23 protein-coding genes are annotated in these 23351 nt (G+C 45.5%); 10 read left to right on the forward strand and 13 right to left on the reverse strand.

Translation table 11 applies throughout. The features are described 5' to 3' along the window. Positions 1 to 38 precede the first annotated feature (38 nt). From FTT89_RS03305 to FTT89_RS03315, 3 genes are read left to right on the forward strand one after another with little or no spacing between them, the layout of a single operon-like run. Positions 39 to 1040 carry a TAXI family TRAP transporter solute-binding subunit gene (locus FTT89_RS03305; RefSeq protein ID WP_104490423.1) on the forward strand — a complete coding sequence of 334 codons (1002 nt, stop codon included), beginning with the start codon at positions 39 to 41 and terminating at the stop codon, positions 1038 to 1040. Further along, a complete protein-coding gene (locus FTT89_RS03310; protein WP_180172672.1) occupies positions 1040 to 1537 on the forward strand; it encodes a DUF1850 domain-containing protein in 498 nt (165 codons plus the stop codon). The genes FTT89_RS03305 and FTT89_RS03310 overlap by 1 nt, the downstream gene beginning before the upstream one ends. Then, positions 1534 to 3552, forward strand: coding sequence for a TRAP transporter permease (locus tag FTT89_RS03315; protein WP_104484228.1), 2019 nt, complete (start codon positions 1534 to 1536; stop codon positions 3550 to 3552). Before FTT89_RS03310 ends, FTT89_RS03315 begins: the two co-directional genes overlap by 4 nt. A gap of 53 nt (positions 3553 to 3605) precedes the next feature. Here the strand turns inward: FTT89_RS03315 and apbC are convergent, their stop codons facing one another. After that, positions 3606 to 4883 (reverse strand): iron-sulfur cluster carrier protein ApbC, encoded by a 1278-nt coding sequence (gene apbC / locus FTT89_RS03320; RefSeq protein WP_005179565.1) that lies wholly within the window; start codon positions 4881 to 4883, stop codon positions 3606 to 3608. A 250-nt stretch (positions 4884 to 5133) separates the two neighbouring features. On the opposite strand from apbC, the gene metG reads away from it, so the two are divergent. Continuing rightward, complete coding sequence (metG, locus tag FTT89_RS03325) at positions 5134 to 7191, forward strand: methionine--tRNA ligase (RefSeq protein WP_180172673.1); 2058 nt, start codon at positions 5134 to 5136, stop codon at positions 7189 to 7191. 66 nt (positions 7192 to 7257) lie between these two features. Here the strand turns inward: metG and FTT89_RS03330 are convergent, their stop codons facing one another. After that, positions 7258 to 8313 carry a hypothetical protein gene (locus FTT89_RS03330; protein ID WP_016659352.1) on the reverse strand — a complete coding sequence of 352 codons (1056 nt, stop codon included), beginning with the start codon at positions 8311 to 8313 and terminating at the stop codon, positions 7258 to 7260. Between the two features lie 98 nt (positions 8314 to 8411). Here FTT89_RS03330 and FTT89_RS03335 point away from each other — a divergent pair, with 98 nt between their 5' ends. Together FTT89_RS03335 and FTT89_RS03340 are read left to right on the forward strand one after the other, a co-directional pair. Beyond that, positions 8412 to 9383 carry an MBL fold metallo-hydrolase gene (locus FTT89_RS03335; RefSeq protein ID WP_180172674.1) on the forward strand — a complete coding sequence of 324 codons (972 nt, stop codon included), beginning with the start codon at positions 8412 to 8414 and terminating at the stop codon, positions 9381 to 9383. A 449-nt stretch (positions 9384 to 9832) separates the two neighbouring features. After that, positions 9833 to 10837 (forward strand): ammonium transporter, encoded by a 1005-nt coding sequence (locus FTT89_RS03340; RefSeq protein ID WP_180172675.1) that lies wholly within the window; start codon positions 9833 to 9835, stop codon positions 10835 to 10837. Positions 10838 to 10910: 73 nt separating this feature from the next. On the opposite strand, the gene FTT89_RS03345 is transcribed toward FTT89_RS03340, so the two are convergent. After that, the gene (locus FTT89_RS03345) at positions 10911 to 11534 is read right to left on the reverse strand and encodes a LysE family translocator (protein ID WP_168395409.1); all 624 of its coding nucleotides are present in this window, start codon (positions 11532 to 11534) and stop codon (positions 10911 to 10913) included. A gap of 235 nt (positions 11535 to 11769) precedes the next feature. After that, positions 11770 to 11976 (reverse strand): NF038215 family lipoprotein, encoded by a 207-nt coding sequence (locus FTT89_RS03350; protein WP_168397518.1) that lies wholly within the window; start codon positions 11974 to 11976, stop codon positions 11770 to 11772. 160 nt (positions 11977 to 12136) lie between these two features. Between FTT89_RS03350 and FTT89_RS03355 the strand changes: the two genes are divergently transcribed. Next, positions 12137 to 12997 carry a 1-aminocyclopropane-1-carboxylate deaminase/D-cysteine desulfhydrase gene (locus FTT89_RS03355; RefSeq protein WP_180172676.1) on the forward strand — a complete coding sequence of 287 codons (861 nt, stop codon included), beginning with the start codon at positions 12137 to 12139 and terminating at the stop codon, positions 12995 to 12997. A gap of 25 nt (positions 12998 to 13022) precedes the next feature. Here the strand turns inward: FTT89_RS03355 and FTT89_RS03360 are convergent, their stop codons facing one another. From FTT89_RS03360 to FTT89_RS03370, 3 genes are all read right to left on the reverse strand, one after another. Then, positions 13023 to 13352 carry a hypothetical protein gene (locus FTT89_RS03360; RefSeq protein WP_104487491.1) on the reverse strand — a complete coding sequence of 110 codons (330 nt, stop codon included), beginning with the start codon at positions 13350 to 13352 and terminating at the stop codon, positions 13023 to 13025. Between the two features lie 262 nt (positions 13353 to 13614). Continuing rightward, entirely contained in the window at positions 13615 to 14184 is a 570-nt protein-coding gene (locus FTT89_RS03365; protein WP_180172677.1) for a hypothetical protein, read from the reverse strand. A 10-nt stretch (positions 14185 to 14194) separates the two neighbouring features. Then, a complete protein-coding gene (locus FTT89_RS03370; RefSeq protein ID WP_180074717.1) occupies positions 14195 to 15493 on the reverse strand; it encodes a YncE family protein in 1299 nt (432 codons plus the stop codon). Positions 15494 to 15824: 331 nt separating this feature from the next. Here FTT89_RS03370 and FTT89_RS03375 point away from each other — a divergent pair, with 331 nt between their 5' ends. Continuing rightward, complete coding sequence (locus tag FTT89_RS03375) at positions 15825 to 17027, forward strand: NAD(P)/FAD-dependent oxidoreductase (protein WP_075167132.1); 1203 nt, start codon at positions 15825 to 15827, stop codon at positions 17025 to 17027. 24 nt (positions 17028 to 17051) lie between these two features. On the opposite strand, the gene FTT89_RS03380 is transcribed toward FTT89_RS03375, so the two are convergent. The 4 genes from FTT89_RS03380 to FTT89_RS03395 all read right to left on the reverse strand — a co-directional run bounded on the left by FTT89_RS03380 (position 17052) and on the right by FTT89_RS03395 (position 19924). Further along, complete coding sequence (locus FTT89_RS03380; protein WP_164844933.1) at positions 17052 to 17198, reverse strand: hypothetical protein; 147 nt, start codon at positions 17196 to 17198, stop codon at positions 17052 to 17054. Positions 17199 to 17331: 133 nt separating this feature from the next. Continuing rightward, complete coding sequence (locus FTT89_RS03385) at positions 17332 to 17523, reverse strand: hypothetical protein (protein WP_104470037.1); 192 nt, start codon at positions 17521 to 17523, stop codon at positions 17332 to 17334. Positions 17524 to 17602: 79 nt separating this feature from the next. Beyond that, positions 17603 to 19393: a mechanosensitive ion channel gene (locus FTT89_RS03390; protein ID WP_180006960.1), complete on the reverse strand. Its 1791-nt coding sequence runs from the start codon at positions 19391 to 19393 to the stop codon at positions 17603 to 17605. 198 nt (positions 19394 to 19591) lie between these two features. Next, positions 19592 to 19924 (reverse strand): hypothetical protein, encoded by a 333-nt coding sequence (locus FTT89_RS03395; RefSeq protein ID WP_005179600.1) that lies wholly within the window; start codon positions 19922 to 19924, stop codon positions 19592 to 19594. Positions 19925 to 20365: 441 nt separating this feature from the next. On the opposite strand from FTT89_RS03395, the gene FTT89_RS03400 reads away from it, so the two are divergent. Further along, positions 20366 to 20788 carry a hypothetical protein gene (locus tag FTT89_RS03400; RefSeq protein ID WP_034598216.1) on the forward strand — a complete coding sequence of 141 codons (423 nt, stop codon included), beginning with the start codon at positions 20366 to 20368 and terminating at the stop codon, positions 20786 to 20788. A 94-nt stretch (positions 20789 to 20882) separates the two neighbouring features. On the opposite strand, the gene FTT89_RS03405 is transcribed toward FTT89_RS03400, so the two are convergent. Together FTT89_RS03405 and FTT89_RS03410 are read right to left on the reverse strand one after the other, a co-directional pair. After that, positions 20883 to 21545, reverse strand: a complete 663-nt coding sequence (locus tag FTT89_RS03405; RefSeq protein ID WP_180172678.1) for a hypothetical protein — start codon at positions 21543 to 21545, stop codon at positions 20883 to 20885. 70 nt (positions 21546 to 21615) lie between these two features. After that, entirely contained in the window at positions 21616 to 22377 is a 762-nt protein-coding gene (locus FTT89_RS03410) for a ferredoxin--NADP reductase (RefSeq protein WP_034597870.1), read from the reverse strand. Positions 22378 to 22462: 85 nt separating this feature from the next. On the opposite strand from FTT89_RS03410, the gene gigC reads away from it, so the two are divergent. Next, the gene (gigC, locus tag FTT89_RS03415; RefSeq protein ID WP_005179612.1) at positions 22463 to 23344 is read left to right on the forward strand and encodes a LysR family transcriptional regulator GigC; all 882 of its coding nucleotides are present in this window, start codon (positions 22463 to 22465) and stop codon (positions 23342 to 23344) included. Positions 23345 to 23351 lie beyond the last annotated feature (7 nt).

The raw sequence follows: 23351 nt of genomic DNA on the forward strand, positions 1-23351 counted from the left end.
TCAACAATGGATGACGATAATAATCACAGGAGAAGTCAATGAAAAAATGGACGCAACTGACCTTACTGACGCTGGCCTTAGCTGGTGTAAGTGCTTGTTCCAATGATCCAGGCCAGAACAACACCCAGGCCGATCCACAAAGCAGTGCCGCTGCTGCCGACAAACTGCAAACCCGTTTTGTCAGTATTGCCACGGGCGGTGCCTCCGGTCCCTATAACGTGATCGGGACCAGTCTGGCCGAACTGTATAACAAAACCTACGGCGTTAATTCCAAAACCCAGACCACCGGCGCTTCGGTTGAAAACCTGAACCTGCTAAAACAGAATAAAGTCGAAATGGCTTTTGTGATGAGTGACAGTCTGACCGAAGCCATTCAGGGCACAGGCAGCTTTAAAGATAAAATTGGCAATGTGCAGCAAATTGCGGCTTTATATCCTAACTATGTGCAGATTGTGGCTTCAAAAAAATCCGGGATTCGCTCTATTGAAGATTTAAAAGGCAAACGTATTGCCGTGGGTGCACAAAACTCCGGGGTTGAAGTTAATGCGCGTACCCTGCTGAATGGTTTTGGGATTAGCTATGACGATGTCAAAGTCGATTACCTAGGTTATGCCGAAGCCGCCGATGCCTTAAAAGGTGGCAAACTGGATGCGGCCTTCCTGACCAGTGGTATTCCAAATTCATCATTGATGGAACTACAGCAGAGTTTTGATCTGCAACTGGTGAGTATTAATGCAGACAAAGTCAAACAGATTGCCCAGAACCAGTCTTACTTCCTGCCGATGGTGATTCCAAAAGGCACGTATGGCAATACAGAAGATGTGCAGACCGCGGCCATTATGAATGCCTTGGTGGTACGTTCCGACCTGTCTGAAGATGATGTGTATAAGCTGACCAAAACCTTCTTTGACAATTTAGGCAATTTGGCAAATGCCCATCAGGCCGCTACCGATATTACTCTGGAAAAAGCCCAGCAAGGTCTGGTTGCACCGCTGCACCCAGGGGCGAAACGTTATTATGATGAGGTGGCAGCACCTTAATGTTCAGCCATAAAAGTGCAGTTTGGGCTGCACTTTTTCTGTTGATGCTGATCATCCTGCTCGGCTTGTGGTTTCCGCAAAGTTATACCCTGGTCAAGATTGAAGAGAGTCACAAAGGCCATAACACCAGCTGTGTGATTCGCCCGCAACAGTTTCAGTTGCAGTGGCAACATTCGGTAGAAAAAACCCGCTGGCAGGAACATTATCAGCGTGAAGATCAGCATTTTATTTTAACGCATACCGACCTGGTGTCCTTTGGTGCCGGTACACCGGATCATTATCCTGTGCTGCGCCAAGCCAATGGCCAGGTACGTATGCAGGTCAATCATCATTTAAAAGAATTACATTGGACCATTTCACGCCGTATGCAAGGACAGCTCCAGATCAATCAGAAACGCTGGCCCATAGCCGAAGATTTTCCTGATTACACGGTGGTGCATTTTTCGGTACAGCAACGACCGTTCTGGAAATGGTGGGGTCAAGGAGACTGCGTATGACACAACAAGAAAAAGTAACCATTGAACAGCTGGATGAAAAAGAACAGCAGGCCCTGCTGGAAAAATTTGACCGGGAATCGGTCACGCGCCAACCTCTTAGCAAATCGGTCAGCTGGTTTATTGCCGCGATTGCCATCAGCTATTCGCTGTTTCATCTGTTTATTACCTTTAACCCGCTTCCAGAACTGCTACAACGCTCGGCGCACGTGGCCATTGGTCTGGTACTGGTGTTTTTACTTTATCCGGCACGACAGTCCAGTTCCCGCCAGCATGTGGTCTGGTTCGACTGGATTCTGGCCCTCGCCTCTCTCGCTTCATTTTTATATTTATGGAAAGAATATCAGGCCATTATGACCACCCGCGGCGGGATTCCCAATGTACTGGATATTGTGTTTTCAATTATGACCGTGGTGCTGGTAGTGGAAGCAGCACGACGGGTCATGGGCTGGATGCTGCCAATTCTCGGGCTGATTTTCCTGGCTTATCCTTTTATCAGTCATTTTAACTGGATGCCAGAACGGTTGCTGACCCGGCCTTATACCGTGAGTGATATTTTCGGGCAGATGTATCTGAAAACCGAAGGCCTGTATTCATCGGCGATTGGCGCATCGGTGACTTTCATTTTCCTGTTTATTTTATTTGGCGCCTTTCTGGCTAAATCGGGGATGGGCAAATTATTTAATGATCTGGCCATGGCCCTGGCCGGGCATAAACAGGGTGGCCCGGCCAAGGTGGCGGTTATTTCCAGTGGCTTTATGGGCAGTATTAATGGTACGGCAGTGGCCAATGTGGTCGGTACCGGTTCCTTTACCATCCCGCTGATGAAAAAGATTGGTTATCACAAAAATTTTGCCGGTGCGGTAGAGGCCAGTGCTTCGGTCGGCGGACAGATTTTACCGCCAGTGATGGGCGCCAGTGCCTTTATTATGGCGGAAACCACCGGCGTCAGTTATGGCACCATCGCCCTAGCCGCGACCCTGCCGGCGCTGTTGTATTATTTAGGCGTGATGGCCCAAGTCCATTTTCGTGCCGGGAAAGACAACCTAAAAGGGGTACCCAAAGCAGATTTGCCCCGGGTTAAAGAAGTGCTGAAAGAGCGCGGACATTTGCTGATTCCAATTGTGGCGCTGGTGTTTTTCCTGTTCCAGTCAATTCCGGTCAGTTATGCCGCAGTGTATACCATTGTGCTTACGGTTATTGTGGCAGCCTTTAGAAAATCTACCCGCATGGGAATTCGGGAGATTCTGGATGCCCTGGCCGATGGTGCCCGGCAGTCTTTATCTGTGATGGCGGCCTGTGCAGTGGTCGGAATTATTATTGGGGTGGTCAGCCTGACCAGTTTCGGTACCGTCATGACCTCATCTATTATGAGTATTGGTGCGGGCAGCCTGTTCCTGACCCTGTTCTTTACCATGCTGGCTTCCATGATTCTGGGCATGGGCCTGCCTTCGATTCCGGCCTATATCATTACCGCGACCATGGCTGCGCCGGCTTTGGCCCATTTTGATATTCCGACCTTGGTAGCGCACATGTTTGTGTTCTATTTTGGTCTGTTTGCCAATATCACCCCGCCAGTGGCGCTGGCCGCCTTTGCCGGTGCCGGGATTGCTGGCGGCGACCCGATGCGGACCGGTTTTCAGGCACTGAAACTGTCACTGGCCGGTTTTATTGTGCCGTTCCTGTTTGTATATAACCCGGCCATGCTGATGATTGATACCACCAATGTGGCCGTTAATGCGCGTGAATTTGCCTTCCCGGCCTGGACCACCATTGTCAGCATTACCGTGACTTCGGTTATTGGGATTCTAGCCTTGGGCGCGGCGGTCGAGGGCTATTTCAAAACCGGTTTAAACTGGTTCTGGCGAATTTTCATGGGGGTGGGTGCCTTAATGATGATTATTCCGGAAACCTATACCGATATTGCCGGTACCATCATGGTGGTGATTGCAGTGGCTGTTAATGTGCTGCAAGCCAGAAAGCAAAAATCGACGCCATCCGGTTTATCATCTGCCTAAAATAAAAGCCCAATCTGAAGATTGGGCTTTTTTCTATTCACTACATTACAGAATTAAAAAATCCGGTTCTGGTCTTTGTCTGCTTTTGGCAGTTTATCCATGATTTTCTGGGCAATTTCCCGATAGCTGTCGGCTGCATCATCTTCGGCAATCACAGACGGTTTACCGGCATCGGCATTTTCACGAATCTGTACATTCAGCGGCAAACGGCCCAGTAATGGAATATCGTATTGCTCGGCCAGTTGATCGCCACCACCGGTCCCAAAAATTTGCTCTTCAAAACCACAGTTAGAACAGATGTGCGTCGACATATTTTCAATCACACCTATCACCGGAATCTGTACACGGTTAAACAGCTCAATGCCTTTGGTCGCATCCATTAAGGCTACGTTTTGCGGTGTAGTGACAATTACGGCACCCGTGACCGGAATACGCTGCGCCAGGGTTAACTGGATATCACCGGTTCCCGGCGGCATATCAATCACCAGTACATCTAAATCTGGCCACAAGGTCTGATTGAATAACTGCATCAGGGCACCCGTAGCTTTTGGTCCACGCCAAGCCACCGGGGTATTATGATCACCAGTTAAATGACCAATCGACAGCACCGCCATCCCATAAGCATCTAAAGGCACAAAATGCTCGGCTTCAATCATCGGGGTTTGGCCGGCATTGCCGAGCATGGTTGGAATACTCGGGCCATAAATATCGGCATCCAATACACCCACTTTCAGACCCAGCTGTTGCATCGCCAAGGCCAGATTAACGGTAGTGGTTGATTTTCCAACCCCACCTTTACCGGATGACACCAGAATTACGTTTTGAATACGTGGATGTTTTGGCACATCACGCTGCTGCGGTGCAGCTTTTTGAATTGGCGCTTCTTCTTGCTGGGGTTGATAGTTGGCATTGGCTTGCTTGAGCGCATCTGAACTTGCCGAAGCATCGACCACAGGTGGCAGACTGGATTTTGCTGCAACTTGTGGCTTGCTGGAACAGCTTTCACCTTCGGCATGGTTATGACCACAGCCGCCCTCTTTTTTCGCCCCGGTTTTTTGCTGCACCACATGCAGATTCAGTTCCTTGATGCCGCATTGCTCGAGTGCATCGGCCAGTTCATCATGAATCTGCTGCAAATACTGTTTTTCTTCCGGATAAGTATTGATGGTTAATTGCAGGATTTGTCCCTGTACATTGACCTGAGAAATACGCTCTTTGAGTGCGTTTTGGGAAGCAGGAAGTACATAGTTTTGCAGTACCTTCTGGATTTCTTCCTCTTTCACCTCCTGTGCAGGAGCAAAGACCGATTTTAGTGAAGAAAGCCACGACATAAAGTTACTCCAAATCTGGATATACAACCGAATGCCCTAGTTTAACGGGTATTTAAACGAAGGTTAAGCCAGCGCAGCCACAGGAATTATAAATCTTAGTCAAAGACTTGGTTTTTTCTGTTTTTTCGGCACAGAAATGCAGATTTTATCCGGTCCTGAAAAGAATTCACCGATTCCCTTGTGCAAGCCTGCATCATCTAAGGTAAAATCGCGGACATTGCATAATGAATACGAATGAGAGAGTTAATCCGTGCGTAAAATTTTAGTCACCAACGCCCTTCCATACGCCAATGGTCCAATCCATATGGGCCACTTACTCGGTTATATCCAGGCAGATATCTGGGTTCGTGCCATGCGTGCAATGGGCCATGAAGTGACTTATGTCTGTGCGGATGATGCTCACGGTACCGCCATCATGCTACGTGCTGAAGCCAACGGTATTTCACCAGAACAGCAGATTTCCAATGTTCAGGCCGAACATATGCGTGACTTTGCCGGCTTTAAGGTCGATTTTGATCATTATGATTCCACCCATAGCGACACCAACAAGGCACGCGCGCAAGAAATTTATATCAAGAACCGTGATGCCGGCAATATTGCCGTGCGTCCTGTGACACAACTGTTCGACCCGGAAAAAGGCATGTTCCTGTCGGACCGTTTCATTAAAGGCACCTGCCCGAAATGTAAAGCCGAAGATCAGTACGGCGACTCATGTGAAGTCTGCGGAACCACGTATAACGCCACTGAACTGTTAAATCCGAAATCGACGTTAAGCGGTGCTACACCAGTTGAGAAATCATCGGATCACTACTTCTTTAAACTGCCAAACTTTGGTGAATACCTGCAAAAATGGACCCGTGATGAAGGCCGTTTGCCGGTATCAATTGCCAACAAGTTAGATGAATGGTTTGACAATGGCCTGAACGATTGGGACATCTCCCGTGATGCACCTTACTTCGGCTTTGAAATTCCGGATGCGCCAAATAAATATTTCTACGTTTGGGTTGATGCACCTATTGGCTATATGTCGAGCTTTGAAAACTACGTCAAAACCAAACGTCCAGACCTGAATTTTGATGATTACTGGAAAAAAGATTCTGACAATGAGGTCTATCACTTCATTGGTAAAGATATTGTCTATTTTCACGCGCTGTTCTGGCCAGCAATGCTGGAAGGTGCCAACTACCGCACCCCAACCGGTTTATTTGTAAATGGTTTCTTGACTGTAAACGGCCAGAAGATGTCGAAATCTCGCGGTACGTTTATTAAAGCGGAAACGTATTTACAGCACTTGAATCCGGAATATCTGCGTTATTACTTCGCATCTAAACTGTCTGATAAAGTTGAAGATTCTGACCTGAATCTGGATGATTTCGTGCAGAAAGTAAACTCTGACCTGGTGGGTAAAGTGGTCAATATTGCCAGTCGTTGTGCCAAATTTATTAACACCAAGTTTGATAACACATTAAGTGCAACCTGTGCCGAGCCTGAACTGGTGCAAAGCTTTATTGACGCTGGTGATTCAATCGCGCAAGCATACGAAGTACGTGAATTCTCAACAGCGATTCGTGAAATCATGGCGCTTGCTGATAAAGCCAATCAATACATTGATGAGAAAAAGCCTTGGGCGCTTGCGAAAATTGAAGGCGAAGAACAGCAAGTGCATGATGTGTGTTCTGTCGGGATCAACCTGTTCCGTCAATTGGCGGTTTATCTTGCACCTGTACTTCCAACATTGGCAGAACAAGTTCAAGCGTTCTTACAGTTAGACAGCTTTAACTTTGCATCGCGTCAGCAAATTTTGCTTGCACATGAAATCGCACAGTTCCAACCATTGATGCAACGTGTAGATCCAAAAGCTGTTGCTGCAATGGTCGATGCATCTAAAGATTCTTTAGCTGCGCCTGCTGAAGCACCAAAAGCTGAAAAGAAAAAAGAGAAAGCCAAAGAGAAGAAAGCTGAACCTAAAGTGGGCGAAGCTGAAATCATTAATATTGATGATTTTATGAAAGTTGACCTACGTGTAGCGGAAGTTCTTGAAGCTGCAACGGTTGAGGGTTCCGATAAACTTCTTCAACTCACTTTAAATGTGGGTGAAGCTGAACCACGTAACGTATTTAGCGGTATTCGTGAGTTCTACCAACCTGAAGACTTAAAAGGCAAATTGGTGGTGATGGTGGCAAACCTTGCACCACGTAAAATGCGTTTTGGTATTTCAAACGGTATGGTGTTAGCTGCGGGTAATGGCGATGGTGTTTGGGTGATTTCACCTGAAACTGGTGCTAAACCGGGTGATAAAGTGTCTTAATTGTTAGATTAAGATGAAAAAAGCCTCTACGTTGTAGGGGCTTTTTGTTATTAGGTATCATTGAAATTAATTAATATCAATTGTAAAAATTTGAGTAGCAATATTTAAGTATTCATATGCGACAGCTGTTTTTTTAGAAAATGCCTTATCTCTAGTAAAAAGATATTCACAAAAACAACCATAAGAAGCGTGAGACATATCACTAAATGAAGCTATAAATCTTTTTTCTTTATGTAGACCCTCATCTTGATAATAGCCAATCATATTTAGCATCGTATATATTTGATTCACTTTCTCAAAAATATAGTATTCTTTTTCAGAGTTAATATCCTTTTGTAATTGAAAAAATTTATCTAATTCAAGATTTTCTAATTGCGGGTTGTTCTTTTGAAGCATTTCCCATATTTGGTTTAAAACATTTGGAAATTCAATTTTTTGTAATTTGTCGTGATTAATTTTTAATGATTCTCGAAAATTTTTATTGGCAGCTTGTGTCCGATTAGATTCTTCCAAATGTTGTATAGATAATTTGATATGAGATTCATATTTAAGCTTTTCTGCTCTTAATTTTGGGAGTTCTTCTTTGTATTTTTTTATTTCTGCACAAATATATTCATCTTTGTTCTCAAAAATTTGTAAATAATTTAGTAAACTTTCAATAAAAATCAAAATATTTTCAAAGTTTTCAAGCTGTTCCGTTTCAAATTTTTTATAATCTTTAATCCCGCCATAAATAGCAAATAAGTTATTTTTAAGCGGTTTAATAAATTTATCTAGATAATTATTTTCAACATAGTAATTAAAATGCACTAATGGTTCTTCCCAAGATCTAAAAATTGTATTGATAGTTTTACCATTTTCATTTATCAAAGTAATAAATTGTGCATCTAATTCTTTCAAAACATTTAAAAATGCTAAGCCATATGTATTACTTTTACCATTCACAATTGACCTATAAATTTCTTCTAACGTAATAGGTGAATAAACAACTTGTACTTCATTCTTCAAGAGCTTAAATAAATCGGAATCCTTTCCTAATAAGCATTTTGGCTCTGTAAAGAGGTCTAAAATATTGTGGTCTAGATAAGCTAAAGGTTTTACTGAATCCTGTGGTTCAATCATGCGATTCTCTTATTGGATAATTGTTTATTTTATAACCAAGAAATTTTTTAAACAATGTGCTAAAAATAGAATATGTTCCTGAAACCAATAAGAATCCCATGAAAACTTTAAAACCCTTATTCCTAGCATTCGCTTTAAGCACCACAACTATCACCACAGTCCAAGCCGTTGAACCAACCATCCCCCAACAAAAACAGGTCGCGGGCTATTATCAGCATCAGTTTGGGCCTTATCAGATTACCGCCCTGCTCGATGGCACCAACTATCTCAACCGCTCACAATTTAAAGGTGCGGCAGATCAGGAAGTTAGCGAGATTCTGCAAAAATACTATGCCGATCAAGCCAAAGGCATCCAGACCTCCGTCAATGCTTTTCTGGTGAATACCGGCAGCCAGCTTTATCTGGTTGATAGCGGTGCAGCCAGCTGTTTTGGCGATCACTTAGGTTCAATCTATAACAATTTAAAAGCCTCAGGCCATCAGCCTGAACAAGTGAATGGCGTTTTCCTGACACATTTACACCCTGACCATGTCTGTGGCATCTCAAATAATGGTGTAGCCAATTATCCCAATGCAACCTTGCATATTGCCAAAACTGAATATGATTTCTGGCTCAATCCCAATACCGTAAAAAAACTACCGAAAGACAAACAGGCTGGCTTTTTGGGTACGGTGGAAAAAATCAAAGCGGCTTTAGCACCTTATGAAAAAGCCAAAAAGATTAAAGTCTTCTCCGATAAATCTCTGGCCTTTGGTGGTGTCGAGTTTAAACCGTCATTCGGGCATACACCGGGACATTACAGTTTTAAATTAAAGCATGAGCAGCAGGAACTGGTATTTATTGGTGATATTGTACATTCGCATACCATTCAGTTTGATAAGCCTGAAACCGCCATTGAGTTCGATATTGACCCGAAAGCGGCGGTCGCCACTCGTCTCAAGCATTTTGCTGAATATGCCAAAGACGGTCAGACCATTGCGGCCGCGCATTTACCATTCCCGGGCATCGGCCATATTTATTCAAAAGATGGCAAAAGCTATCAATGGATTCCAGTACATTTTACCGATTAACTCAGTTCTCTTGAGCTAAGTCAGTTTTATAAACAGAACCCCGCTAATGGGGTTCTGCTGTTTTACATCCAGTATTCCTTGCTATTTTTTCGCACTTTTTCTGTTCCTACACGCAACCACATTAGCCCTCGCAGCAATTTTCGCCTTAATTTTTAAAATTTTATAAACAGTCCAGCCTGTTTCAAAATGCACCGTAAACATACAAACTGCTGCACATCTTTGTATCAATCAATTTAAATCCTTCAAAAATAGCCCAAAATATTGAGTTTTACAGCGTTTAAAAAAGACTTGATTTGGTGCAAAAAACCGCACTGTGCTTTATATCGAGTCTTATTCATTTCACGAAATTCTTCATCAAAATTTCCGCAGTCTGCCCCTCTTTTACAATCTATTCGCCTCGATATACTGAGTTTCTTTTCCTGATCCCGTGCACTCAATTGGAACGCACAATGCCAAATATCGACTTATTATTTCTCCTTCTTGGTGCAGTGCTGGTGCTGGCCATGCATGCCGGATTTGCATTTTTAGAGCTCGGCACCGTTCGGCATAAAAATCAGGTCAATGCCCTAAGCAAGATTCTCACAGACTTTGCTATTTCTGCAGTGGCCTATTTTCTGGTGGGCTATTACATTGCCTATGGCCAGCATTTTTTCCATAGCTCGACCACTCTGGCGGCCGATCATGGCTACAACCTGATGCGCTGTTTTTTCCTGCTGACCTTTGCAGCGGCGATTCCGGCCATTATTTCTGGTGGGATTGCCGAACGTGCCAAAATGCGTTCGCAGGCCTTGGCGACCTTATTTCTGGTGGCACTGATTTATCCATTTTTTGAAGGGATGATCTGGAATGGCAACTTTGGTCTGCAACTCTGGCTAGCACACAGCTTTGGTGCCAGTTTCCATGATTTTGCCGGTTCGGTGGTGGTACATGCCATGGGGGGCTGGATTGCACTGGCCGCGGTGATTCTGCTGGGCGCGCGTTATGGGCGCTATAAAATTGCAGGCAAAGATGACCCGGGCTTTTTACATAATGGTCCACTTGCCGGTCTGGTGGCCATCTGCGCCGGCTCCGATGTGGTACATCCACTCGGTGCCTTTGTGATTGGCGGCATCGCCGGGATTATGTTTGTCAAACTCTTCACCTATACCCAGAATAAACTCAAGATTGATGATGTGCTTGGTGTCTGGCCATTGCATGGCGTATGTGGTGCTTTTGGTGGGCTGGCAGTCGGTATCTTTGGGCAGCAATGGCTTGGTGGTATGGGGGGCGTATCCCTGATCTCCCAGCTGTTCGGCACAGCGCTGGCAATTCTGATTGCGCTGGCCGGGGGGTTCCTGGTTTACAGCGTACTGAAACTGCTGATGGGGATCCGTTTAAGCCAAGAAGAAGAATTTAATGGCGCAGATTTATCTATCCACCGGATTTCCGCCAATTCTGAAGAAAATATGTTCTAAGATAAAAAAGCCTCCGACAAAACGGAGGCTTTTTTGAGATATGTTGATCAACGATCAACACAATTTAAGCCATCTATTTCATACCAAAAATCAGCTTTAGACCCAGCACCGTCATCACCACACCGGCCGCACGATCAAACACTTTTTTAAACTTTAAATAGACTGCGCGCGGTTTTTCCGCCGATAGTGCCACCGCCAGCAAGGAACACCAGCCGGCATCAATAAAGAAACACAGAATAGGCAGGACAAAATAAAAATACAGCGGAATCTCTTTGGGTAATAGCGCGGTAAAAATACTGGCCAGCACAATGGCAATTTTAGGATTCGACAATTGGGTAATCAGACCGGTCATAAAAGCACGGTGTAAGGACATTTGCGTGCCGGCAGCATGATCGGCCTGAATCGGGTCTTTGGCATGTTTAATAATTTTAAATGCCAGCCACAGCAGGTATAAACCGCCACAAATTTTTAAGGCCAGATAAGCCGATGGCACAGCCAGTAAAAAGGCCTGTAAGCCCAGCACCGCAAGCAAACCAAAGATGGCTGCGCCCAAACCGGTGCCCAGCGCGGTAAACAGACCATGCTGACGTGAAATCGCAATCGAGTTTTTCGCCACATAAATTGATGTTGGCCCCGGACTCATGGCCCCCAACATCAATGCCAGCGCAATTGATCCCAAAATAAAAACGGATTCCACAGTCCTATCCAATACAATGATCTGCCGGCATTTTACAAGCAAGTGCTTTGAATATCTTCCTATTTTTTACCAGTTGTTTTGATTTTCACGATATTTTTCACTACAAATATTTGCATTGACCTTATAAAATTCACTCCGTATTTTAATCAATCCGCTGAAATTTGCTTGCCATAAAAAAGCACCCAGATACCAGCATGGCCTGAGCGCTTTTCAATATGATCAATTAAATACAATATTAATAAATCTGTGATGGATCGGTCTGTTCTGGCCTCACACTCGATTCTTGTTTGGGCAGCAGATAATCCTGATCATGCACCGGCACACCGCCAATAATCATGCTGCGTGTTTCTTCCGTTTTGGGCTGGTTTAAATCTTTGGTCGGGTCACAAGCCGCCAGTAAAGCGCCCTGGATTAAAATAAGCAGGAAGATGATTCTTTTCATCATTATTCTCCCTTTCTGCAAAGTCTATCCGTTTATTTTTTGCACAGTTACTATTTTTATGCAAGCCTGATCCGGCTTTTATCGTGAAAGATTATTTAGCCATCATTGATGGCCGTGCCCCGTTTTCAGTTAGAATTGTCAAAAACGTTCCGTTCTGTCTATGTTTGATTCTATTGCCCAGCAAGTGCCTTATCAGCACATTGAATATCGCCACCAGCGCATCAGCATCAAGCGGCTGGATCTGATTCATCCGCAGATTTCGGGCAACAAGTTTTTTAAACTGAAATACAACCTGCTGGCCGCCCGGCAACAGGGGTTTGAAAAAGTGCTGACCTTTGGTGGGGCCTATTCCAATCATATTGCTGCAACCGCTTTTGCCGCGCATAAGTTTGGTTTTCAGAGCTTAGGCATGATTCGCGGTGAAGAACTGGCGCAGCGTCCTTTCAACCCGACCCTGGCCACGGCACAGCAATTTGGCATGCAGCTGGAATTTATCTCCCGCAATGCCTATCGCCAGAAAGATCAGCCCGATTTTTTGCAGCGTCTGCAACAGCAATATCCCGATTTTTATCTGATTCCGGAAGGTGGCACCAATGCGCTGGCTATTCAAGGTTGTCGGGAAATTCTGACAGCGGAAGATGCGCAATTTGACCTGATCTGCTGTGCTGTCGGTACGGGTGGTACGCTTGCCGGATTGATTGAGGCCAGCCAGCAACATCAGCAATTGTTGGGATTTTCGGCCTTAAAAGGTGATTTTTTAACTCAGGAGGTCGCGCAGCTCACGACCAAACGCAACTGGCGTATTCTGGATGATTATTGCTGTGGCGGTTATGCCAAAACCACACCCGAATTAATCCAGTTTATTCAGACGTTTGAGCAGCGTTATAATATTCCGCTGGAGCAGGTTTATACCGGCAAAATGCTGCGCGGCATCTTTGATCTGATTGATCAAGATAAAATTGGGCCAGACCAGAAAATTTTACTGATTCATACTGGCGGGCTACAGGGACGCGCGTTTTAAAGCATCAGCTTCAAGTGCAGTCTATTTATGATACCGGCTGGTTATTGTTTAGCGCCATCAGGCCTTTCACCAAACGGTAGATATGCCAGATAAAGGCCAGCAACAGCACAATAAAACCAATCAGAATGGTGGTCAGAACCGCACCGACCAGATAGGCAATCAGCGTCACCCAAAAGGTTTTGATTTGCCAGTTCACATGACTTTCCAGCCAGGTACCACGCATTTCCGCGCGTTTTAAATAATTCATGATAATGGCAATAATTGGCGTAACACCGACAAAAAAGCCGGCGATATACAGAATATAGGTGATCAGGTTGTATTGTTTGAGCTGATCCAGCCCCGCGGTTTGATTCATTGATTTTTTCCTTTTTTATAAAGTTCGCCACCAGATATAGATGTCTAGCCGACATTTCTGTTTATTGTTAAGCCAATCAAAGTGCAACTGCGTCAAGTTGAAGCTCGACATCTTCATATAAACAGATCATAAAAAAGTCTGATGAAAGTTTTGTTGATGATCTGTATGTGCTGTGAAATTCAAAGTTCATCTGTTGTGACGTCCTCAATCGGGCTTCCATCCAGCGGATACAGTTTCAACTGGATGGAAGGAAAATCAAAACTTAAGGCTGATTGGTCTCTGGCAATGGATTGGCGGCAAAATAGCGCTCCAGATGATTCACATGTGAATCCGGACGTGGCCGGCGCATATTTTCTGCGACCCCGTTATAGAGCTCAGCCCGTGGCATTAAGTGGAATTTATTCAGCTCTGGGTCCATATACGGCAAGCGCTGTTTACGCTGTAAATATTGATGCAATTGCTGATTAATTTCCTGTAAACCGTAGCCGCCTTTGGCCCAGGCGCTGTCGTGGCTGCCCCAGTGATGGCCGAACTCATGGCCCACAATGCCAATACTGGTATTAAAATAATGCACATAGAACAGCCAGGTATCGACTCCCAGCACATTTCGTCCGCCTAAACCGCCGCCCACGGTGGTCACCCCGAGCGTCACTTTGCCACGGTTCATAATCTCATCATAATATTTTTGATACTCCGCTGCGGTAAAGTAACCGCCATCTCCGACCACTTGGCCCTTGTTGCCAAAGAAGTCATGCCCCATGACCGCTTTATGGTTAAACCAGATGTGTTTAAACTCAGGGCTATTCACCAGATAGGCAAAATTGGTAATCATAATCACCCATTCACGCGCATAGGCTGGAGTAATTTTGCCCCAGATGCTGTAAATTTGCCGATAAAATATTATCCATATAAAAATGGCGCAGGTTTTCATTGGTCAGGGTTTCCCAGCTTTCCCCATCTTGCAGCACATAACTGCGGCTTTGGGCCTGCTGCTGCTTGAGTGCCGTGACTGTGGCAGCAGTATTGGACTGGAACTGCTGCAATCGCTTAAGCGGCATCATGACAATTTTGCCGTTAAACAGGCTGAATAAATGTTCCTGACTAACCTGAATATCTAAGGCACCGGCCAGTTGCTGATCGGTACTCGCCCCTGCCGTACGATATTTATAAAAACTTTCTTCTGCGGCTGGAAAAATATTCTGTAGATTTTGCGTATTTGGTAAAGCTGAACTGTCGATCCGGCCTGAAGTATGGGCTGCATAAAAACGCTGGTCATCCGCGGCATGAAATACCCGTGTTCCCACATTTTCCTGTCGTGTCGCCGCCACGTTTGTTGCGCCTTCTTCAAGATGAGTCAGGTCATATACATAGCTCATGCCATTATTAAAACTGGCATACAGCAAATTACCGACAGCTTCCAAACGCGCACTACAGTTATAACCACAGTTCGGCAAGGACAAACGTGCATATTTTTTGGCTTTTAAATGATTGGTGCTACTGATCTCACTTTGCTTCCAGACATTAATCCGGCTATGCGTATCTGTGGCAAATACATATTGATCATTCGCTGCCACCGACATGGGATGCACCACCACGGTATTGTGCTGATCACCCGACCAACTGCCGGTTCCCAACGACATCAGAAATTGTGGTTCGCCTGAGCCTAAATCAAAGACATCGACCCGGTTAGACGAATAAGAAGCCGCATATAAGCGGTCGTTATGTACACTTAAATCAAACAACCGATTCCACGGCCGACCAATGCCGGAAATATTCTGGGCATGGATCGAACTCAAGACTCGCTTGGCTTTCAGGTCATAACGCAAAATGCTTGCCTCGGCGCTGTCATTGGCCACATACAAAATATCCTGATGCACCACCATCGCTTTCGGATTCCAGCTGTCCAGACCAAAAGTCTGGGCACTAAATTCGGTGACCAGATCTGCAAAGCGAACGTCATTGATCAAGCTGGCAGTGACAGGCGTGGTATCAGGTGTTGAACCAGGTGAAGTTGGCGTCACAGGAGCCGGTGCAGATGGATTTGAAGATGCTGCCGTATTGCTGTCACTGCCACCGCCGCCACCGCAGCCAGTGAGAGCCATACTCAAAATTACCGCCAGGCTTAATAATGTTTTATTCATTGTGTTCCCCAAGAGACAAAGTCATGACATAAAAAATATGTCTAAAAATTGCTATTTATTCTGAACAACAATGCCCCCTTTAATAAATACTAAACTATTGATTTAAAACAACTTTAAAATAAAACCAGATCAAATAAACACGACTTTGCCGCGTAAAAAATCACCTTAAAACAGTAAAATGTGGCCTTGCTAACGATGATTTGGTTTATTGATAGACCATTCCTGCTTTATAGGAAAAGTAAATATTCTGCGCACATTTCAATCTGGAAAATGCGGCATCATCAAACGATAAAGTCTATAATAGTCCGCTTTCATTTTCTCTCGGTGCAACATGGCAACAGCAAATCAATACGATGTTCTAGTTTTGGGTGCCGGTGCGTCTGGTTTAATGACCGCCTATATGGCTGCCCAGCGCGGACGCAAAGTATTGGTGCTGGAAAAAGCCAATAAAGTCGGCAAGAAAATCCTCATGTCGGGCGGTGGCAAATGCAATTTCACCAACCTCTATGTCGAGCCAAGCAACTATATTTCACATAATCCGCATTTTGTGATTTCCGCGCTCAGTCGTTATACCAATTGGGATTTTATCGGGCTGGTCTGCGAATACGGCATTGACTATGAAGAACGTAAACATGGGCAGCTGTTTACCTTAAATGGCGCCAAAGACATTCTGAATATGCTGCTGGCCGAGTGTGACAAAACCGGTCTGGTCGAGATTAAAACCAGCTGTGAAGTCAAAGCCATGACCGCCATAGATGATTTGGGTTTTCAGGTCGCAACCACTTTAGGTTATTTTCAGGCGGAATCTGTGGTCGTCGCCAGTGGCGGCCTGTCCATTCCGACGCTAGGGGGTTCCGGAATCGGTTATGAAATTGCCAAGCAGTTTGGTCATCATGTCTATCCAACCCGTGCCGGCTTGGTGCCGTTTACCTTTTCCGACAGTTTTAAAGAAGTCACCACCCGCCTCAGTGGTAATGCTGTAGAAGCGACTCTTTCCAATGCGCTAAACAGCTTTACCGAAGCCTTGCTGTTTACTCACCGCGGTTTAAGCGGACCAAGTTCGCTGCAGCTGTCCAATTACTGGGATGTCGGCCAAAGTTTTCATATCGACTTCCTGCCGGCCGTGGATTTAGCCGAGTTTTTTAAAGCCAAAAAATCCAGCCAGCCGAAAGTGCTGTTACGTACCTTACTGGCCGAACATTTACCGAAAAGTGTGGTGGCAGAGCTGCAACAGCTGATCTGGCCGGAACAGGCGGAAAGCGCCATCGGACAGCTGAGTGATGAAAAACTGGAGCAGATTGCAGCGCGCCTGCACAGCTTTGAAGTCAAACCGTCAGGTACCGAAGGCTACCGTACCGCAGAGGTGACTTTAGGTGGCGTCGATACCACTGAAGTTTCTTCCAAAACCATGGAAAGTAAAAAGCAGAAAGGCTTGTATTTTGTCGGTGAGGTGCTGGATGTGACGGGCCATTTAGGTGGTTATAACTTCCAGTGGGCCTGGGCGTCAGCGCATGCCGCCGCCCAATATGTCTGATGGTTTATAAAACTGGTGGATGAATTATTCCAGATAATCTGTGCGCAATAAGCACAGATGATTCTGGCGTTGTACACGTAAAATAGTCTGCTGCATTTTCACCACGGCGCACTGAATATGCTTTGGTAATACTGCCGGCTGTTCTGATTGTTTTAAGCTAATTTTTAACATAAGGTCTTCCCCAAATAGACTTTCGTCGATTTTATTCCCTGAATATTTCATACAGATTAAATATAAGCATCTAAAATATATGAAATATTTATTCCTTTTTTATGAAGCTTTACTATAACAAAAAATTGTTCATTTATACAACATCATCGACTTTGGTCGCAGCTTGCCCGGTATCGCCCGAATCATCAGCGCTCTGGCCGGGTTGGTTTTGATTTTGGTTTTGAGTTTTGGCAAAAATAAATTTATAGGCGCTGGCCAAAAAGCCAAGGGTAATCCCTGCAATCACTACGGGTGCAAAAAGATTGGAAGGCGCTTTCTTTTTCATCATTCTGCTTCTCCAGTTTTCAACAAAAAACGAGGTCGATCAACACTCAGTTTGATCGACCTTGTAGATAGATGACAGGTTATTTCGGGTCATCTTTTCGTGGTTGATGTGCATCGACATCCGGTTCTTTTTCACCAGTTGAACCAAACGGATTATTGCTGGCCGGATGCGCCGGATCCACCTTCAGCGTATCAGGTGTAACCTGATCTGCACCGGATGCTTCATCTTCCTGCGGTGCAGTGGTCAGCGTTGCCGGTGTGGTATTCGACAAATCCGTGGTCATTGGGGCATTTGTCCCTTGTGACGGGTCCTGTTTGTTCATTGGATTTACTCCTGGGGTCATAAAGCCGCTATTGGCCGCACTGTCCTGCTCCTGTTTCAACGGATTCGGCTGCTTGGCTTCGCGTTTAGCTTTATCAATCAGATCGGTTAAAACACGTTCTGCCGGTTGACGGCCACCCAGACCAAAGGCCAGAGCAAAGGCCACCGCAACTGCACCCAAGGTTAGACCGAAGGCCAGGTTCACAATAGAATCGGCAATGCCCATGGCACGTAAGCCCATTGCTACGACCAGACCCATAATCAGTACGCGTACCAGCGTCGCTAACCAGCGTGAACTGTTGTATTCACCACGCTCGACCACTTTGGCCACCACATTCGCCAGCCAGAAACCGACCACCAGAATGACCGCACCCAGCAGGATATTGGCACCGAAGTAAATGAACATGGAAATCAGACCACTCACCTGCTCGAAACCAAGACGGTTAGCCGCTTCAGACACAGCAAACAGCATGGTAAAGAACACGATCAGACAACCAACCATGGTCGATACTTTGGTGGTACCGAGGAAACGCTGTACACCCAGTTTGGCCGGAATTTCATCGACACCTGTGCCTGAAATAATTTCAACCACCAGATTGGCCACGAAACGCGACACCACATAGGCAATGATCAGGATTAAACCGGCGGCAATAATATGCGGGATTGCATACATGATTTCATGCAGCATGGCGGTTGCCGGCTGAGAAATCGCCTCAATACCCAAGGCTTCAAATGCAATAATTAATGCAGTAATGATAATAATGGCGAAAACAAAAGAACCGACCAGCTTCGGCAAGTTAGAGTTCTTGAACAGGCCAATTTTTTGCGCCTGCTGTTGCAGATTCAGGCTACCAATTAAACCTTCGACAATACCACGGACAATTTTAGCCAGAATATAACCGACAAAAATAATCACGCCGGCAATAAAGATATTCGGCAGATAAGAAATGGCTTCAGTCACCATGTTTTGTACTGGATACAACAGGCCGTTTAAGCCCAGAATCGACAGCACAATTGGCAAGAACAGTAGCAGGATTAACCAGTACACAATATCACTGATATTGCGGCTAATCGGGCTAACCCCGACATCGGCACTGAGCTTTTCATCCAGCTGGGTACGGTTCAGTACGCGCTGCAGGCCCATTTTGACCAGCGTTGCGACAATCCAGGCAATAAAACCGACCGCAATGGCTGCCAGCAACTGGGGAATAAAGACCAGGAAGCTTTGAATCATATTGCTAAACGGCCCACTGACACTTGTCAGGTTCAGCACATTCAGCGCCGCGATAATCGCGATAATCATGATGATCCAGAAGGCAACTCTGGACAGGATACTTTCTACATTGGGACGGTGCCCGGTGGCATGCGACAGCTTCTGGTTGATGCCCAGCTTTTCTAAGCCTTTTTTAATGGCTGCACCGACAATTAATGCAATAATCCAACCAATAATAAGTATGGCAATCGCCGATAAAATGGGATGAAACTGTTCCCAGTAGTACATGGCATCGAAGCCTGCACCTCTCGGGTTTCCATCAAAATAATCATTCATATGTCTTGCCCTCTTGTTATGACTTTCTACATTCGTTGTTCATGGCAAAAGATGCGCATCTTGATCATGGTAAAATGAAAGGTTTAAGTACTTTGTGTTTTTAAGTACCGTGTTTTTATGAAGTACCAAGCGTGTAAGAATGCACGGCTATCGCAAAAAACCCTGAACTGACGGTCAGGGTTTATGCAATCTTCAGACTTATTGAGCGGTGGCCGTAGCGGTATCGCCATCAGTGGCAGTGGCTGAATCACCATCTACAGCGGTGCCAATGTCGCCATCCACACCTGTGGTCGCCACACCTTCTTCAGCCATTGCAGGCGTACTGTTATTGGGTGTAGCCTGTTCTACATTGGCATTCGGATGCCCAGGTGGTGCCTCACTCGGTTTAGGATCACGATCCGCAAACATGTACACCACCAGTGCCAGCAGAAAAACACCCACAGCAATCAAGATAAAAACTGGCATACGTTTTTTCTTTTGTACTTCTTCTGCGCTTGTGACATGAGGTGGCTTGTTAAAATCATGGCTCATGTTTCCCTCACTTCTTTTCTATTCGCTTGTCGAATTTTTATACTAACAAGAAGCATTGTTGTGTTGTGTGACAAAGCATTGTGAGATGGTGAAAAATGTAATTACAAAAAATGAAGTTTTTACTGCTTTCATTTTATTCAAAATTTTGACGTAAACTGGATTTAGCAGCTGACAGGACTTGTATACTTTTTAGTCGCAATAAGCAGATGAATAACTGATGCAAAATTAGAAGAATAAGCACATGAAAAGGAATATAGAATCGCCTAGATGAGAGAAAAAAATCAGCAGCCTGAGCATCCTCCAGTCCTGATCAGCCCCTCCTTGCTTGATACAGCAAAATGCCAGGTAACAATTTGCTTCAGATCGCCCACCACAAGCGCTGCCTTAACGCATACAAATGCGCTATAATACGTCACTCTTTTTTTCATGCTCCAGAATTTTATGGCGTATCGTCAACAAAGTGTAACGCTTGATCTTGACACTGACGTCACACATCAATGTGCTTTGCACTACACGCGTGATCAGCATTTAATCGGGATTATTGAGTTCAGTAAGCCGAGCTTTCTTCTGAAATGGGGTGATCTGGAATATTTCCGCCGTCGTACTGAAGAGTTTTCAGTGATGCCGTTTCCAGACTGCATTAATGCCATGGTGATTGATGTGCGTAATGTCGCGGCCTGGCTCGATAATGAAGTGCCGATTATTCCATGGCGCTTACTGGAAGAAGAATGTCCAGTGCGTCTGGTGGTCCCTGCAGACCGTGTCGAACACTATGCCGGCTTTTTTGAACCAACTTGGCTGACTACTGATACAGAAACAGCGATTCAGGAAATCCGTCATTTTATGGATATGTTTGTGCATTAAGCATATTCAAGTGGTGCTGACACTTCATCAAAAAAACCTCATCTGAATCATACAGATGAGGTTTTTTAATAGAATATACGTTTCATTTAATCCGCTAGCGAATGGTAAAAATACACTGCTGCTTAAAACTGGATTTGGGTAGCCAGATCAGCTGTTTATAGCGCACCTGATCTATTCCAAAACTTTGCATTTTCTGGCGTGTATAGCGCCAGCCAATACAATCTTGATAGCGCGCATATTCAGGCGCTTGCCCTGCTGTAGTCGATGCCTGCTGGACCTGAATTTTCTGGAAAAACGCGGTTTCTCTGGCGCGCATCGGGCCAATATACTGCTGATAGGCCTGCTCCATGTCTGCATCATCAAACTGCATTGGTTGCATGGCGCCGCCATGCCAGCCCAGCTGACTGCGCCAGTTCAGATATTTGATATTTCCGGCCGGAAACACATAATTGGCGCAGGAGGAAAAACAGTATTGCCCGACTTCTACATTCAGCTGATGCGCATAGACCAGATCACCCAAATCCATTCCCAGACCAATTTCACCCCCTTGACTGGTGATTTTCAGGGTCTGTACTTGCGGGAACTGCTTCAACAAGGCAGCTGCACGGGTATTGGCATCTGGGCTGAGCGGGCCAGCATAGATCAGCACATCTTCATGTACCGTCACTTCTGTTTCCGTGCCTGTAGTATTCGCCTGTAGCGTAGTTGCCGCCACCAGCGCGACGCTGGCCATAAGCATGGATTGGAACACTTGCATCACATCCTCACAGAACAATAAACCAGGCTGAGAACAGCAGACCATTGAAGTAAGCCTGTAGCACTCAAGCTTACCAGTAATTCTCTACCGCGATATTGCCTTCTCCACGGCGATTCATGCTCAGGCCACGCGCTTTTAGGGCTTCTTTGGTATCTTCCACCATTTGCGGGTTACCACATAGCATCACATGACTGCTGTCCGGATTAAAAGACAGGCCCACAGCTTTTTCCAGCTCGCCATTGGCGATTAACACCGGCAGACGGTCATGCAAAGGTGCGTTCGGATCACGGGTAATAATCGGCACAAATTTAAAACCTGTATGCCCTTCGCCAAAAGTCGCTGCAATTTCTTCAATCCGCTCGACATAGGCCAGTTCAGCGGCAGTACGGACACTATAGACCAGATGGATATGCTGGTATTTATTCCAGGTGTCAAAATCTTGCAGCATCGACAGGAATGGCGCCAGTCCGGTGCCGGTACCCAAAAGCCATAAGTCTTGTGGCAAAGGCAACTGATAGCGCGCCAAGGTTAAAAAGCCATACGGTACTTTTTCCAGATACAGCTCATCGCCAACCTGCAGATGTTGCAGATTGGAAGTAAAGGCCCCATCGGGTACGACAATTGAAAAGAATTCCAGGGTTTCATCAAAAGGTGAGGACACCACTGAATAGGCCCGCACCACCAGTTCATCGCCGACTTTAAGGCCAATACGCGCAAATTGCCCGGCAGTAAATTTAAAGTGGGCTGGACGCGTCATGGTAAAGCTGAACAAGGTATCGGTCCAGCGATGTACAGATAACACCGTTTCTAGGCTAAATTTTTCAATTGACATAATTTGTACGTGGCATGAAAGACTGCGCTCATGGTAGCATGGCAGCATAATTTATTAATATTTTTTAAATGTTAAGGCTATATTCATGCGCATGACTTTACGCCAATTGGCTGTTTTTGTAGCAGTCGCTCAAGAAGGCACAGTAACCAAGGCCAGTGATGCCGTCAAACTGACGCAAAGTGCGGCGAGTATGGCTTTAGCAGATCTGGAAGATGGTTTAGGCGCACCCCTGTTTGACCGTTTAGGTAAACGCCTGCAATTGAATGATCTGGGCCGTTTTTTACTCCCGCAGGCGCTTGAAATTCTAGGCCGCTGTGAAGCCTTTGAACAGGCCGCCAAAGGCGAGCTGCAAAGCATTGATTTGCGCCTGGGCGCGACCCTGACCATTTCCGATTACCTGATGCCAGATTTAATGGCCAACTTCCTGCAAATTCAGCCACAGGCGCATTTACAGCTGCAAGTCGGTAATACCCGTCAAATGATTGAAGCAGTCAACCAGTTCCAGCTCGATTTAGCCCTGATTGAAGGTTCCTGTCATTTACCGCAGCTGCAATGTATCCACTGGCGTGATGATGAACTGGCGGTCTGCTGTTCACCGAATCATCCGCTGGCGCAGCTAGACCGTGCCTTAACCGCAGAAGACTTTAAACAGGTGGAATGGATTTTACGAGAAGAAGGTTCAGGCACGCGTGAAGTATTTGATAACGCCATTTTAAAAGATGTGCCAGATGCCAAAATCCGTTTAACCCTGGGTCATAATGAAGCCATTCTGAAAATTGTGGCCGGCGGCTTAGGCATGTCCTGTATTTCAAAACTGGCGATTGAGCCTTTACGTGAAAAAGGCCAGCTGGTGATTTTAGACACTCCATTCTGGCAACTGGCGCGGCCTTTATTTATGCTGGTGCATCGTCAGAAATACCAGGGTCCAGGTCTGAAAGCCTTTATGAAGTTCTGTGACAGCAAATAAGACTGTA

The sequence above is a fragment of the Acinetobacter sp. YH01025 genome, from assembly GCF_013420185.1.
Classification (GTDB): Bacteria; Pseudomonadota; Gammaproteobacteria; order Pseudomonadales; family Moraxellaceae; genus Acinetobacter; species Acinetobacter indicus.